The 15,092-nt window shown below is 37.9% G+C and carries 8 protein-coding genes; 3 read left to right on the plus strand and 5 right to left on the minus strand.

Annotation, left to right across the window (positions count from 1 at the left end; genetic code table 11):
• Positions 1–16: 16 nt before the first annotated feature.
• Together IPK35_04480 and IPK35_04485 are read left to right on the plus strand one after the other, a co-directional pair.
• A complete protein-coding gene (locus tag IPK35_04480) occupies positions 17–2,467 on the plus strand; it encodes a hypothetical protein (GenBank protein MBK8052541.1) in 2,451 nt (816 codons plus the stop codon).
• Positions 2,468–2,529: 62 nt separating this feature from the next.
• A complete protein-coding gene (locus IPK35_04485; protein MBK8052542.1) occupies positions 2,530–8,304 on the plus strand; it encodes a gliding motility-associated C-terminal domain-containing protein in 5,775 nt (1,924 codons plus the stop codon).
• Positions 8,305–8,328: 24 nt separating this feature from the next.
• Here IPK35_04485 and IPK35_04490 read toward each other — a convergent pair whose 3' ends face one another.
• The 5 genes from IPK35_04490 to IPK35_04510 form a co-directional block, all read right to left on the minus strand.
• Entirely contained in the window at positions 8,329–10,134 is a 1,806-nt protein-coding gene (locus tag IPK35_04490) for a UbiD family decarboxylase (protein MBK8052543.1), read from the minus strand.
• Between the two features lie 36 nt (positions 10,135–10,170).
• Positions 10,171–10,728, minus strand: a complete 558-nt coding sequence (locus tag IPK35_04495) for a UbiX family flavin prenyltransferase (GenBank protein ID MBK8052544.1) — start codon at positions 10,726–10,728, stop codon at positions 10,171–10,173.
• Positions 10,728–12,053 (minus strand): bifunctional folylpolyglutamate synthase/dihydrofolate synthase, encoded by a 1,326-nt coding sequence (locus IPK35_04500; GenBank protein ID MBK8052545.1) that lies wholly within the window; start codon positions 12,051–12,053, stop codon positions 10,728–10,730. The genes IPK35_04495 and IPK35_04500 overlap by 1 nt, the downstream gene beginning before the upstream one ends.
• Before the next feature lie 135 nt (positions 12,054–12,188).
• Positions 12,189–12,599 (minus strand): type II toxin-antitoxin system death-on-curing family toxin, encoded by a 411-nt coding sequence (locus IPK35_04505; GenBank protein ID MBK8052546.1) that lies wholly within the window; start codon positions 12,597–12,599, stop codon positions 12,189–12,191.
• Positions 12,596–12,802, minus strand: coding sequence for a hypothetical protein (locus tag IPK35_04510; protein ID MBK8052547.1), 207 nt, complete (start codon positions 12,800–12,802; stop codon positions 12,596–12,598). Before IPK35_04510 ends, IPK35_04505 begins: the two co-directional genes overlap by 4 nt.
• A 164-nt stretch (positions 12,803–12,966) precedes the next feature.
• On the opposite strand from IPK35_04510, the gene IPK35_04515 reads away from it, so the two are divergent.
• Complete coding sequence (locus tag IPK35_04515; protein MBK8052548.1) at positions 12,967–15,090, plus strand: M3 family metallopeptidase; 2,124 nt, start codon at positions 12,967–12,969, stop codon at positions 15,088–15,090.
• Positions 15,091–15,092 lie beyond the last annotated feature (2 nt).

Below are 15,092 nucleotides of genomic sequence, written 5' to 3' on the forward strand. Positions count from 1 at the left end.
TAAAAAGAAATTGATAATGAGATTTGAACTTATAAAAACAATTGCTATAATTTGCTTATTGGTGCCGGCACTATCGGGTCGGCTGGATGCACAGTCACCTTCAAAAAAGCAATTTATAGAAGCAGCAGAGAGAGAATTTGCAGACAAAAATTATTACGCTGCGCTCATTTATTACAATGAAGCATTGGAATTTGACCTTGCAGACAAAGATGTTCTTTTCAAAGCAGCGGAGTCGGCGAGGTTGTTTAATTCCTACTCAAAGGCAGCAGAAAAATATCAATATCTGGTAGACTCACTGAATGACGACACCATGCCATTAGCTATCTATTGGTTGGGCAGCATGAAACAACATATGGGGAAATACGAAGAAGCCAGAAAATATTTTGATATGTACATCTCAGAATACGGTGGATTAGATACCTTGTATACAGCCCGGGCTAAGAAGGATATAGCCTCAATAGAATACGCAGCAGCCCAGACAAAAAATTTCAAACGCAATATCAGTTTTGAAAAATTGGGCGATGACATTAATACAACCGCTTCTGAAGTGGCCGGACACGTTTTTAAAGATGAATTTTACTTTACATCGATGAGGTACAAAGAAGAAAAGCCATTATTAATTCCTGCAAGAGAAATTTCAAAATTATTAAAGAAGAATCGGGATAGCCTTGTGGTTCCTCTCGATGGTTACATCAATCAACGCGACTTTTCGGTAGCTAATTCCTCTGTCAGCACTAACGGAACTTATCTATACTATACAGTATGTGAATATATCAATGGAAGTGATCTGCGGTGCGATATCTACCGAAGCAACATTGATGCTTCCGGAAATTTAAGTAATGAAATGAAACTGCCCGATCCCATAAATATACCGGGTACCACATCGACTCACCCGCATGTGACTACCGACAAAGTTACCGGAAAAGAAATTTTATACTTTGTTTCTGATCGGAAAGAAGGAAGAGGTGGAATGGATATATGGTATAGCCTTATCGACATAAAATTCGGATATTCGCAACCTATCAACATTAATGAAATCAATACACCAGACGATGAAATTACACCTTATTACAATAATGGTTCTGATTTTCTATTTTTCAGTAGTAATGGGAGAACAGGTCTCGGAGGATTTGATGTGTTTAAGGCCGGCAGAATAAATGATACTTTTGGTGGTGTGGTGAGTGTAGGCGTACCTGTAAACTCCAGTTATCATGATATTTACTATTCTGAAAACAAAGAAGGCAACACAGCATTTTTATCATCCAACAGAGATGGTTCTTATTATCTCGACAGTTATTATGAGTCATGCTGTTATGACATCTACAAAATGGAAATCAAGAAGATAGAACTGGATCTCAACGCATTGACTTTTGACAAACTCACCGGAAGGCCCTTAAAGAAGGCTACGGTAATACTCATAGATCAGGATACTGGTCTGGAGCTGACCCGATTCAGAAATGATGATGGTCATGATCATAAATTTCAGATTGCTGAAGACAGAAATTATATCATTGTGGCACAAAGAGAAAACTACAACCCTGATACAATAAAGCTGTCCACAATAGGCATAGATCAGTCAGAATCCATCATAAGGAAAATGTACCTCAGTACAGATATGATGTTGTTGGATGTATTTACTTTTACAAAAATCGGAAAAATACCTTTAGAGGGAGCCACTGTGACCCTTATAGATATGTCAGACAAGTCAAAGAGGGATATCACGGAAGTTAATCTGCTTTCAAATGAATTTAACTTTATGCTGGATCGTGGTAAAATGTATAAAATTATCGGTAAAAAGGATGGATACACCGATGCCGAAGAAATCGTAGATACGCGACCTTATGACAAATCCGGACTGATCACAAAAGAATTATTTCTGGATAAATTTGTTTTGCAGGATCTCTTGCCGATCAGTTTGTTTTTTGATAATGACTTACCGGATGTAGACAGTAAAAACACCAATACAAAAACTAAATACGGAGAATTGGTCAACAATTATATGTTCAGAAAATCAGAATATAAAGAACGCTACACCAAGCCGCTGGGAGATGCGACGAGAGAAAATATTCTAAATGATTACGAAAACTTTTTTGAAGGGGATATAAAAGGAGGATATGATAAGTTTAAAATGTTTATAAACAATGTGATTCAGGAGCTTGAAGCAGGTAATAAAGTAGAACTTGTGCTCAAGGGATTTGCCTCACCGAGAGCAGATTCAAAATATAACCTTTCTCTTGGTCAAAGGAGAGTCAATTCAGTCAAAAATGAGATGGTATTTTTTGATAATGAGGAGTTGAAAAAATATTTTTTGGCAGGTCAGCTGATCATTACTGATATATCTTTTGGTAAAGAACTTTCTCCACCCGATGTTGTTGGCGATATCAAAGATGAGAGAAACTCTATATACAGTCTCAAAGCTGCCAAAGAACGACGGGTGGAAATCATCAGAGCATCAAGAAATAATTGATTAAATAAAAAAAATCCATCATAACGGAACATCATATAAAAATTATATTTTTCAGAATAATATTGATTCTTCCTGCAGTATGGTGTATCAGTACCACAGATGTAGCAGCAACACACATTGTGGGAGGAAACCTTACTTACAAACACGTCTCCGGAGACCTATATGAGGTTAAAGTTGTATTAAGGAGAGACTGCTTTTTGGGCTCACCGGAGGCTGATTTTGACAATCCTGCTTCTGTGGGTATTTTTACAGCAGGCGGATCACTTGCAGTATGGCTTGCAAATAATGGACAGATAAGGATGCCTTTTATGTCTTCTGATACGCTCAATGAGTTCATCAGAAGTGATTGTGGTTTTGAAGGTACTCAAGTATGTGTTCATGAAACTACGTACAGAGGACTTGTCAATCTTCCTGACAGACCAGGCGGTTATTTTCTCGCATATCAGAGGTGTTGCAGGAATGGTTCGTTAAATAATATTATAGATCCGCTTGAAACGGGAAGTACATACTGGGCTCATGTAACTGATGAAGCTTTAATTGTCAAAAACAGCACACCAGAGTTTAAGGCTTGGCCGGATGTATATATTTGTGCCAATAAGCCGCATGAATTTGACCATTCAGCGATAGACAGAGACGGTGATTCATTAGTGTATAAGCTTTGTGTCCCGTCTTTAGGAGCGACAAAGGCATTTCCGAGACCACAACCGCCAGGATTCCCTCCTTATGACAATGTAATATGGAGATCACCTTACGGGCTTTTGGACATGATGGGAGGTATTCCTCTAAAAATTGACAGTAAAACCGGAAGAATTACTGCCACTCCAAATCTCGTTGGCCAGTTTTTGATAGGAATCTGCGTGGATGAATACCGCAATGGTGTAAAAATTGGGGCAGTACGTAGAGATTTTCAGTATAATGTCAGAGTCTGCAGTCAGCCACCATTAGCCAGATTTACCACTACAGAGACCAATTGTGATGGTCTAACTGTAGATTTTTTTAACAACAGTCTCAGTGCAAGTGCTTTTGAGTGGAATTTCAACTACCCTTCTAATGATCCTGCCTTTAGGTCTACAGAAACAAATCCTAAATTCACCTACCCATCTATCGGCACATACAATGTAAGACTCAGAGCTACAAGGGGTTCTGATGGATGTTTTGACACTATCATTCAAAAAGTAATTATATTTAACAACAAGATCAGCCCTGACTTCATCTTTTCACTGTCAGATTGTAACCATTCCAGTGACAGTCTCAAGATACAGTTGTCAGACAAATCTGTATTTACAGAAGTGGGATATACCTTGAATGAATGGAACTGGACGGTCACCCAAAACGGTATAACAAAAAATTATACAGGACCCAATCCTACTGCATCTCTATCTTTTAACGGAGACATATCCGTAACTTTAAATGTGAGTGCAAGTAACGGTTGTCGATCTACGATATCCAAACAAATAAATTCAAATGATATAAAACCCAAGTCTGACTTTAGTATAGACTATCCTACATGCCCTGTCAATGATGTCTTAAAAATAAGACTCATCAACCTGTCAAAGCAACAAAATCCTTATGCCGTAGTTACATCCACTCAATGGACCATAGGAGCTTTAACAGTTTCAGGAGATACGGCTATAGTGAACATTCCTTTTACAAATGATAGTATTTCTGTGACCATGCGTACAGCTTTTCAAGGCTTGTGTACATATACATTTACAAAAAAGATCAAACTTCTTGCTCCACCTATGGCAGATTTTTCTTTAGGAAGTGAAGTTTGTGGCGGCTTGAATCTTTCTTTTAAAAATAACAGCACTAATTCTGATACTTATCAATGGAATTTTAATCATCCATCGGCTGATCCGATATTCAACTCTACTATCAAGGACCCTTCATATGTATATACGACTAGTGGAAAATATCAGGTACAGTTGATAACCACCAGAGTTGCAGATGGTTGTCGCGATACAATCATCAGAGAAGTCGGCGCATATGAAAACAAGATAAATCCAGATTTTAATGTATTGCTGACAAATTGTGAACAGTTTCAGGATAGTCTGCGCATCAGACTTACTGACATCTCGGCAACAAACGAACCGGGTCAGGGTATCGTGACAAGGGAATGGAATATCACTCAAAATGGAATAACCAGAAGACAAACAGGTGTAAATCCTGAAATAAATGTTACTCTAACAGGCGATATTTCTGTAACCCTCCAAGTTACATCAGACAATGGTTGTAGTGCATCCAAAACAAAAGTTGTAAAATCAGATGACTTAGTGCCAGAGCTTGATTTCAAAACGGAAGCAATAGGCTGTCCAAGAAAAGATACCATAGATCTCAGGCTCATCAATCTATCCGCTCAAAAAAACCCATTCAGTAAAATACAGGACACAAAATGGATCATTGGAAATAGGTCAGTAACTGGGGATTCAGTAATTGTTTCAGTTCCTTACAATGCATCAGGCGTCAGTATCATGCTGGAAAATTCCTTTCAAGGCAACTGCAGAAAGAGTTTGGTAAAAAATATTCCTCTTACAGCTCCGGCATTGGCTGATTTTAATGTTTCAAGTGCTGAATGTTCAGGTTTTAATGTATCTTTTGAAAATAAAAGTACAGGTGCGATTTCATTTGAATGGAATTTCAATTTTCCAGATACATCAGGGACTTTTAAATCTACAGTTGTGAATCCATCTTTTACATTTAGTAAAGACGGAGTATATAAAGTCCAGCTCAAAGCAACGAAGGCAGATGGTTGTTTTGACACCAATATCAAAAATATATCGGTATTTGAAAATAATATCAATCCTAAGTTTACTACGACACTGAATGGATGCGATCCTGCGACTGACAAGTTGAGTGTAACTTTGTCTGATATCAGCTCATTTGCACAGTCAGGACACAGTATCAATAAATGGGAATGGACAGTGGACCAAAATGGTAAAATCACAAAATACACGGGCAAATCTGTTGAAATTTTATTGTCATATACAGGAAATTTTGAAATAACCCTCGATATAGCATCAACAAATAATTGTACTGGTAAAAAAACACATACATTTAAAATTGAAGACTTTATACCAAAAGCAGATTTTGTTCTGGCTTTGGTGGGATGTCCAACTGGCGAAGTTGCAGAAATAAAACTTAAAAATCTTGCCGCAACATTGAATCCATTTGCAAAAATAGATTCTACATTTTGGGTTGTAAATGGTCGCCCATATACAGGTGACTCCATCATCGTACAGCTGCCCCAAAGTACAACAACATTTGACGTTCTCCTTACTACATACCTGAATAAAGAATGTAAGGTCACTGTGTCCAGAAATCTAAGTCTACAAAATATACTGCCAAAAGCAGCATATCAATACAAAGGCGAAGAGTGTCCCACAGATGATTTGGTAAAAATTTCACTTTCGTTTGTGGATAGTTTGGGTCGCAATATACCACTTTCATCCATCCAGTGGCAGGTGACAATAGGTACATCGGGACAAACATTGAATGGTACACCTGTGTCCCTGAATATCCCGAAAGACAGTTTGGTAAAACTCGATTTTACAGCTGCATTTGCCAATGGATGTACAGATAGGGTGCAAACAACTTTCCTGCCGGGCCCATATGCTTCCGTAAAATTTGAGACTGAGCCACTGGTACTTTGCCCCGGCGAGAGTAAGTATCTTATCAAAAATTCTAATCCCGCCTGGACTTATACATGGTCGCCGTTGACGGGATTGGACTTTACTGAACCAAAAAATCCTAAAGTTTCAGTCAATAATAATACGACCTACTACATAACGGTAAGTGATGGATTATGTACTGTAAAAGATAGCATTCAGGTACTGGCTTTAATTGCAGGTGTTGAGATTAAAATAGATTCTGACAATTTTACCTGCGATGGAAATGTCACACTAAAAAGTAGTGGTGGTATTGGATCAGGAACTTATACATGGTCTAAAAGTGAAGACTTCAAGGATATCATCGGTCAGGGAGTATCCATAACATCTTCATTTACAGGGAGAAAACAGGATTATTATGTAAAATTTGAAGGTACGAGCTGCTCATCTAAACCAGCAAAGATTACAATTAATAATGAAAAACCACAAATTATAAGACTTTCACCAATCAATTTATGTCCATTGGATTCCAATCAATTGATTACATTTAATGACAACAGTACACATGTAAATAATTTTGTCTGGAAAAATGATCCTCATATCATCAGAGGTGGCAATACGAGCAGACCTACCATTTTGATAGGTCCTGCTGAAAAAGATTCTTTTTCCCTCTACTTTACAGCAACTAATCAATTCAATTGCTCAACTGAAGATTCTATCAAAGTAAGAATTAAAGAAAATCCAAGCATGAATTTCGATGTCAATTTGAAAGAATGCGGCAAGTATGAGGTTTGCTTTAAATTGGAACGAACCAATTATTTGGGATTTGTTGAGTGGGATTTTGGAGATACCAATACTTTTGATGACAGATCATTGGACAATGCACCTTGTTATACTTTTAAAAATCCGGGAACTTACAACGTTAAGTTAATAAATCTAACTTCATCATGCCCGTTTATACCCATCACAAAATCAGTGATCATCAATCCTCAAGTGACCTTAGCTCGAGTGAGAGATACTACCATTTGTAAGGGTGCCGAACTCACCATGAATGCATCCTCCAATCTTCAGAATGTATCGTATGAATGGTATGATGCAAATGGTAAATTATTGTTTTCGGGTCAAAAATATTCTTCAAAATATACTGCCAACACTAAAATTGTATTGAAAGCCATTGATATATTTAAGTGTTCTGATACAGATACAATTAATGTAAACGTCCTTGATTTTAATTTCAATATCGAAGCCAAAGACAGTTTATGTATTAATGAACCCAGCCAAATAAAACTAAATATTCAAAATCCCACACAGTATGTGATAAATTGGTCTCCGGCAAATAAAATTGTTTCAGGTGGCAATACGACAATGCCAACTATCACAGTTTCAGATTCTATAGACTATAAAGTGGTATTGAGGCACATTGCCTCTGGGTGTATAGATTCATTAGTGTTTAAGCCCAAGGTGACAAAACCATTTGTTTTTACTGTCAAAGCACCTGAACAACTTTGTCAAGATACGCCTACTGAAGTTACACTGACCATTACAAATCCATCTGACTATACCTACGACTGGACTCCAAAAGACTGTGTAGCATCAGGAGGCAATAGTATCAACCCTAAAATAAAAATTTCAAAAGATAAGACGCTGACTGTCAAAGTTACCAACAAAGTAAGTGGTTGCAGCCAATCCATGAATGTCAATGTCAAAGCTGCTGCCAAAGTTGATGTAACGATAGATGCTATCCCTGATTTGACAATTTTTGAAGGAGAATCAGTAGATCTCCTGATCAAAAACCCTATCAATACAAACAAATATGTATGGAGCACAGGAAGCACAAATACAACTATCAAGGTCTCTCCGGTTTTGACCACCACATACTCAGCAACTGTCACTGACAGAAATGGATGCATTGGCGTAGATCAGGCGACTGTAACAGTGAGAAATGCAAAATGTGACGAAACGGACGTCTATCTTCCAAATGCTTTCTCTCCGAATAATGACGGTAACAATGATGTGTTCAGGCTTCGCAGCAATTTCATAGACGAAATGGAGCTTATTATTTATAACAGATGGGGCCAGGAGATCTTCAAGACCAAAGATGATCAGCAAGGCTGGGATGGCACCTTCAAAGGCGAAGAACTCCCTCCAGACGCTTATGCTTATTTTCTTAGAGTAATTTGTATCAACAAAGAAGTATACACTAAGAGAGGAAATGTAAATCTGCTCAGGTAGTAAAACTTTATCAACAATATTCGATCAGAAAGTCAACCATTCTGCCACTGACTTTCTGATCGTTTCATCTTCAATCAATTCAGGAGCATGATGAGGTTTTTTTCTAGCATCGATGATGAGGCTACCTTTACAGCCCCAATGTTTGTATCGGATAAAAGAATTGATACCGTATATATCATGCGATGGATTGGACCTTGTAAAAGTTACCCATACAAAATTATTGATATTGGCTGCAGTAAAATCAGAATCATCTGAAAGAATGATTAGTGGGAAGCCACCTAAGTCCTGATTTTCCAGAAAAGTACAAAGTGCTCCTATTTCTGATTCAGCCTGCGTCTGTGTTGTAAATGGCTGGATGGTCAAACCCAAAATGCCGGATTGGATCACTGATGCTGATTTTAATGAAGGAGCATGGAATCCTGATGGCAACTCAATGGCCAGATTTCTGATTTTTGGTCCGCGACATGCCATTACCACTTTTGAACCTCCATTCCAGGAGTCTCCAGAATAATCCAATGTATCAATTGTCGTTTTAGTTTGGAAATGTAAATCTCTTGCCCAATCCACTCTTTCAAGAAAATGATGAAAAAAATGTTCAAGGTGATGAGTATCCAGCTGTGGATCATCGCCATAAGCTGCAATAATTAGATATTTGGCGAGAGAAGTCTGTCCTGACCCCAAAATCCTATTGGCAATGGTAAGAATCTCTTCGGGTTTTTCATCTCTGAATGGCATGTATCTTTCCTTTCCAATAGCCAGCAGTAGCGGATGTACACCAGAAGCATCCACAGCATGCAACTCAGACAAACCAGGAAATTCCTGAGAAGTCAGATCTTCTACAAGTTTGTGAATCAGGTATCCAAAGCTGCTGTCTTCCTGTGGCGGCCTGCCTACTACAGTGAAGTGCCAGATCGGATTTTTTCTGTGGTATACCCTATCCACTTTCATCACCGGAAAGTCATGAGTAAGACTGTAATAACCTAAATGATCTCCAAATGGCCCTTCAGGTAGTTTAAAATTTTTCAAAATTGTGCCGGTTATGACAAAATCGGAATCGGTAGAAATAAAGTGCCCCTGATCATCAAAGGCGTATCTGAACCTCTTACCTCCTAACATGCCTGCAAAAGTCAATTCACTGATACCCTCAGGCATAGGCATGATGGCAGAAAATGCATGTGAAGGGAGACCGCCAACAAATACGGAAGCCTTAAATGGCTGGTCACTTTTGTTATACATCTCATGATGTATGCCGATCCCTCTATGCAATTGATAGTGAAGTCCGATTTGCTCATTTATTTTGTAGTCATTGCCTGATAGCTGAATTCTATACATACCCAGATTGGAGTGCATGGGATTTTTTGAACCGGGAGGAAGTGTAAAAACCTGAGGCAAAGTGACAAATGCTCCACCATCCATCGGCCAGGATTTGATCATTGGTAATTTGTCGATAGATGTTTGGCCGTACATCGCTGGTTTTGAAAAAAAAGCCTTCATAGGAAGTGCTGTAAAGGCTGTAATAGGTGTGGTCAAATATTTCAAAGGATTCCTCAATACAACTGAGGGATCGGCTTTGATTTGGATGACTTTTTTTACTTTGGGAATAGTTTTTCTGAACAGAAACTCTGTTCTGTCCACCGTACCATACAAATTGGACAAACCCTGAAAAGGGCTCCCTTTAATTTTTTCAAATAACAATGCAGGTCCTTGTTTGTCATAAGTTTGGCGGTGAATCTCTGCAATTTCCAGATCAGGATCAACTTCCTTCGTGATTCGTAGTATCATTCCTTTCTTTTCAAGGTCAGCGACTACTTCTCTCATGCTATTGTACATATGGGATCTTTTATTTTTTTTAAAAAAATGGTATTGTTATTCACCCCACCTGAAAGTGGAAATATCGATTCCTGCAAGGTCAAGAACTCTGTGCACAACTGTGTCTATAATGGCTTCCAAAGATGTCGGCTTACTATAAAAAGACGGAGTCGCAGGACAAATGATAGCTCCAGCTTCTGTAAGGTTCGTCATATTCCTGAGATGGATCAGATTGTAAGGCATTTCACGAGGTACGATGATCAATCTTCTTCTTTCTTTCAGCATAACATCAGCGGCTCTAGTGATCAGATCATTGGATATGCCCTGACTTACTCTGGCCAAAAGTCCCATAGAACATGGACAAATGATCATCGTATCATACCTGGCAGAACCTGAAGCAAATGGTGCAGAAAAGTCATTTTTGGTATAAAATTTAAATGGCCAATCGGATGCATTAAACGGGCTGATTTCGAGTTCCCAATTGGTGATGGCATTGTCAGACATCACTATACCAATGGTTATTTCATGATGATATGACGACAATATTTGCATCAACCTCTGAGCGTAAATAGCTCCGCTTGAACCGCCAATTGCCAAAACTATTTTTCTGCTCATTAATTAATCTTTTGTTTTTCAATATAAGTCTTTAAAACTTCCCCCACTACAAAAATACTCCCTCCAATAAAGATGGTGTCGCCCTTTTTCGCTTTTTTCTTTGCTGCTGCAAATGCTTTTCTTACAGAAATGTAAGAATTTCCTTTAAGCCCGGAGTATTTTGCCTGATTTTTCAATTCTACTGCATCTAGTCCTCTCGGGATGTTTGCTTTGGCAAAATAATAAATAGCGTGCTGAGGCATCATGCTAAGGATTTCAGAGATGTCTTTATCATTTACAAAGCCTATGATGATATGCAACCTGCCCTCTTTTAATTTTTTGAGTTCTTCAACCACGATAGAAATGCCACCTGTATTGTGCGCACTGTCTGCTATAACCAAAGGACTTTTCTCCAGAATTTGCCAACGACCCATATAGCCTGTCCTCTGGTGGATCTCAGTAAACCCATTGACCACCTTATCAAAATCCAAGGGAATATGTGTACTCAATTCTTTTAAAGCATATAGACCTGTTATGATATTTTTGCTTTGAAAAGGCCCGATCAAATCTGTTTTTAGATCTTTCAACCACAAATTTCCATCACTATAGACATCATACACCAGCTCTCCTTTGGATCCGGTCTTTTGACTGAGAGTCAGATGCTGATCTGCGTATCGTATATCTGCATGAAGTTCTTCTGCCTTTTTGTAAAATACATCACTCACTTCAGCCTGAGTTTCTCCTATCACTAGCGGAATAGTTTCCTTTATGATTCCTGCTTTTTCGGCGGCAATGAGTGACAATGTGTGACCTAACATGGATTGGTGATCGTAGCTGATATTGGTGATCACCGAAACCATGGGTGTGATGACATTGGTAGAATCCAGTCTTCCTCCCAGGCCTGTTTCAATGACTGCAAAATCTACTTTCATATCTGCAAAGTACCGGAATGCCAGAGCTACTGTCAACTCAAAAAATGATGGTTGAATTTTTTCAATTGCATCAATATTTGCGTTAATAAAACTTATAATGTATTTTTTTGAAATGTATAATCCATTGATCTTTATCCTTTCCCTGAAGTCCACATAATGGGGTGAAGTATAAACACCAATATTGTATCCCTGAGATTGCAATCCGGATGCTATAATATGTGTCGTTGTACCCTTTCCGTTAGTACCTGCGATGTGTACACATTTTAGCATAAGATGTGGATTACCACATGCTTCGCATAGTAAGATGGTATTGGTGAGGTCTTTTTTATAAGCTGCTGCACCAATTCTTTGAAACATTGGCAGCCGCTGGTACATAAAATCCAGGGTTTCTTTCCAGGTTTTTAATTTTTGCATATTGCAGCATTAACAATGGAATTTCACATTGGGTTTGATGAAAACAAGATATATTTTAAAAAATTGTCATAGCCACCAAATGCGATTATTGAGACATGTTAAGTACAATCTTCAGGAATGGACTTAAAAAGCATCTCAAGAGAGATAATCCATCACTATATTAGCTTCAAACCAAGACTGACATTCTTCCAGGCTGATCATACCTGAAGCTACATTTATGGTGAAGTTGTAAATTTCATCTAATTCTAAATTTTGTGAAATATTAAATCCATTTATTCTTAAAAAAACAATTGCAGCTTCTAAACCGGTACGTTTATTTCCATCCTGAAAAATATGATTGGCAATGATGTTGTACATATATAAGCCAGCTTTATCACTCAAATCAGGATATAATGGTTCTCCAAATAACTCAGCACTAACTATTTCCAATAAATAATCCAGATTGGATTCGTTTAAAAAATTGGCAGGTTCAATATAGTTTCCACCATGTGCTTTAACAGTTTTTTTATTAACAGTTACAATGAATTCTTTTGTTAGATATTTCATGCCAATTTTCTAAATACTTCATCATATCGTTCAAAGTCTTGTTCAATAAGTTTTTCAATATATTCCATTGAAATTTCATCATTGGGATTGGGCAAAAGCCTGTCAAAATTAGACTTTAATTCCTTATTGTGTTTGAGTATATCCATAACTAATTGATATTGTTGTTCCTTACTCAAAGTCCTGACATCGATAACACTGTCCATAGTGGTTTTAATTTATTTATAAGTAACGAAAATACCCTGTGAAAAGTTCCGTGACAATCCAACAGCTTTTATGACCGGAAACAATATAATCGGTAGATATTTTATACATTCTGAACTCAGAATTTACCTATCTTTGCCAATTAATTCACTTAAAGCCTGTCACAATGAAACTTCATTTAATATCCATCAGTTTGTTACTACTTACTATTACTTTTTCTTGCAAAAATAAAGATATGAACCAAAACGCATCAACTGCCGAAAACCCATTACTTTCATCATTTACAACACCATACGGCGTTCCGCCTTTTGACCTGATCAAAGATGAACATTACAAGCCTGCATTTGAAGCGGCAATGGCTATTCATAAATCAGAAATTGATTCTATTGCAAATATTACTGCTGCGCCGGATTTTAACAATACCATCGTAGCCCTCGATGGAGCCGGGTCAATGCTTTCAAGGATTTCCAATATATTTTTCAATATGACAGGTGCACATACCAATGATACTTTGGAGAAAATATCGGTTGAAATGGCCCCTGTTCTTGCTAAACATTATGATTATATAGCACTTCATCAAAAATTATTTGAAAGAGTAAAATCTGTATGGGACAACAAAGCTTCATTCCAACTCAATGAAGAGCAAAATGAACTACTCGAAAAAACCTATAAATCATTTATACGTAATGGGGCACTTCTCGGATCAAAAGAAAAAGAAGCAATTACAAAAATCAATGAAGAATTGTCGTCACTTACTGTAAAATTCGGACAAAACACACTTGCTGAAGTCAATGATTTTAAATTAGTGATCGATAAAAAAGAAGATTTGAAAGGACTTTCAGAAGACCTTATATCTGCTGCTGCAGATGCTGCGAAAGATCAGAATATGGAAGGTAAGTGGCTTTTCACCTTACATAACCCGAGTGTGATGCCTTTCCTTCAATATGCTGAAAACAGAGGTTTGCGTCAAAAAATATGGGACGCTATGCAGAAAAAAGGCAGTAACGGAAATAAAAATGATAACAATGAAATCATCAAAAAAATAGCCAGTCTCAGAGTACAAAGGGCGAATCTACTTGGTTATCCTACACATGCGCATTATGTACTCGAGGAGCAAATGGCAAAAAATCCTGACAACGTCAACAAACTTCTGAGTGACTTGTGGAAACCGGCCATTTCAAAAGCCCGAAATGAAGTAAAAGAAATTCAGGATTTTATCAAATCAGAAGGTGGTAATTTTACTGTAGAACCACAAGACTGGAGGTACTATGCCGAAAAAATCCGGCAACAAAAATATGCGCTGGACGAAAATGAAATCAAACAATATTTCAGTCTCGAAAATGTCCATCAGGGCGTATTTTCGACTGTCCAAAAGTTATTCGGCCTTACATTTAAGGAAAGAAAAGACCTGCCTACATATCATCCTGAAGCCACAGCATATGAAGTCAATGACGCCGATGGCTCATTTGTAGGCATACTTTACATGGATTTTCACCCGCGGGAAAGTAAACGTGGTGGTGCATGGATGACCTCATTCAGCGATCAGAAAATGAAAGACGGAAAAAGAGTCCCTCCTGTGATCTCAATAGTTTGCAATTTTACAAAACCAACTGGCGACACACCGGCATTGTTAACATTTGATGAAGTGTCCACATATTTTCATGAGTTCGGTCATGCTCTTCATGGATTGCTTTCCAATGTCAATTATACCTCTCTGGCGGGTACCAATGTACCTACTGATTTTGTAGAACTCCCATCTCAAATTATGGAAAACTGGGCATTAGAACCGGAAGTATTGAAGAGTTTTGCAAAACACTACAAAACAGGTGAAGTGATTCCAGATGCATTGATCCAAAAAATAAAGACTTCCGGCACCTATGGTCAGGGATTTGCTACTACTGAATACCTTTCAGCATCTATGCTGGACATGGATTACCATACTCAAAAGCAGATAATGGAAATGAACGCCACAGATTTTGAAAAGAAAAGTATGGATTCCAAAGGGCTCATCAGTGAAATCATACCAAGATATCGCAGCACCTATTTCAATCATATTTTTTCAGGCGGCTATTCTTCAGGATATTACAGCTACATATGGTCTGAAGTTTTGGATTCTGATGCTTTTGAGTCATTCAAATCCAAGGGACTGTTTGACAAGGAGACGGCCATGTCTTTCAGAAAAAACATCCTGGAAAAAGGAGGTACCGCCGATGCTATGGAACTGTACAAAAGATTTAAAGGCGCTGAGCCTAAGATCGATCCATTGCTGAAAAAGAGAGGGTTGAATTAAGG

It is taken from the genome of Saprospiraceae bacterium (assembly GCA_016713025.1).
Classification (GTDB): domain Bacteria; phylum Bacteroidota; class Bacteroidia; order Chitinophagales; family Saprospiraceae; genus OLB9.

Excerpts from the sequence above, each read along its gene's own strand:
- IPK35_04490 (MBK8052543.1), bottom strand. The coding sequence starts at position 10,134 with ATGTACAATAGCATGAGAGAAGTAGTCGCTGACCTTGAAAAGAAAGGA.
- IPK35_04495 (MBK8052544.1), bottom strand. The coding sequence starts at position 10,728 with ATGAGCAGAAAAATAGTTTTGGCAATTGGCGGTTCAAGCGGAGCTATT.
- IPK35_04500 (MBK8052545.1), bottom strand. The coding sequence starts at position 12,053 with ATGCAAAAATTAAAAACCTGGAAAGAAACCCTGGATTTTATGTACCAG.
- IPK35_04515 (MBK8052548.1), top strand. The coding sequence starts at position 12,967 with ATGAAACTTCATTTAATATCCATCAGTTTGTTACTACTTACTATTACT.
- IPK35_04505 (MBK8052546.1), bottom strand. The coding sequence starts at position 12,599 with ATGAAATATCTAACAAAAGAATTCATTGTAACTGTTAATAAAAAAACT.
- IPK35_04480 (MBK8052541.1), top strand. The coding sequence starts at position 17 with ATGAGATTTGAACTTATAAAAACAATTGCTATAATTTGCTTATTGGTG.
- IPK35_04510 (MBK8052547.1), bottom strand. The coding sequence starts at position 12,802 with ATGGACAGTGTTATCGATGTCAGGACTTTGAGTAAGGAACAACAATAT.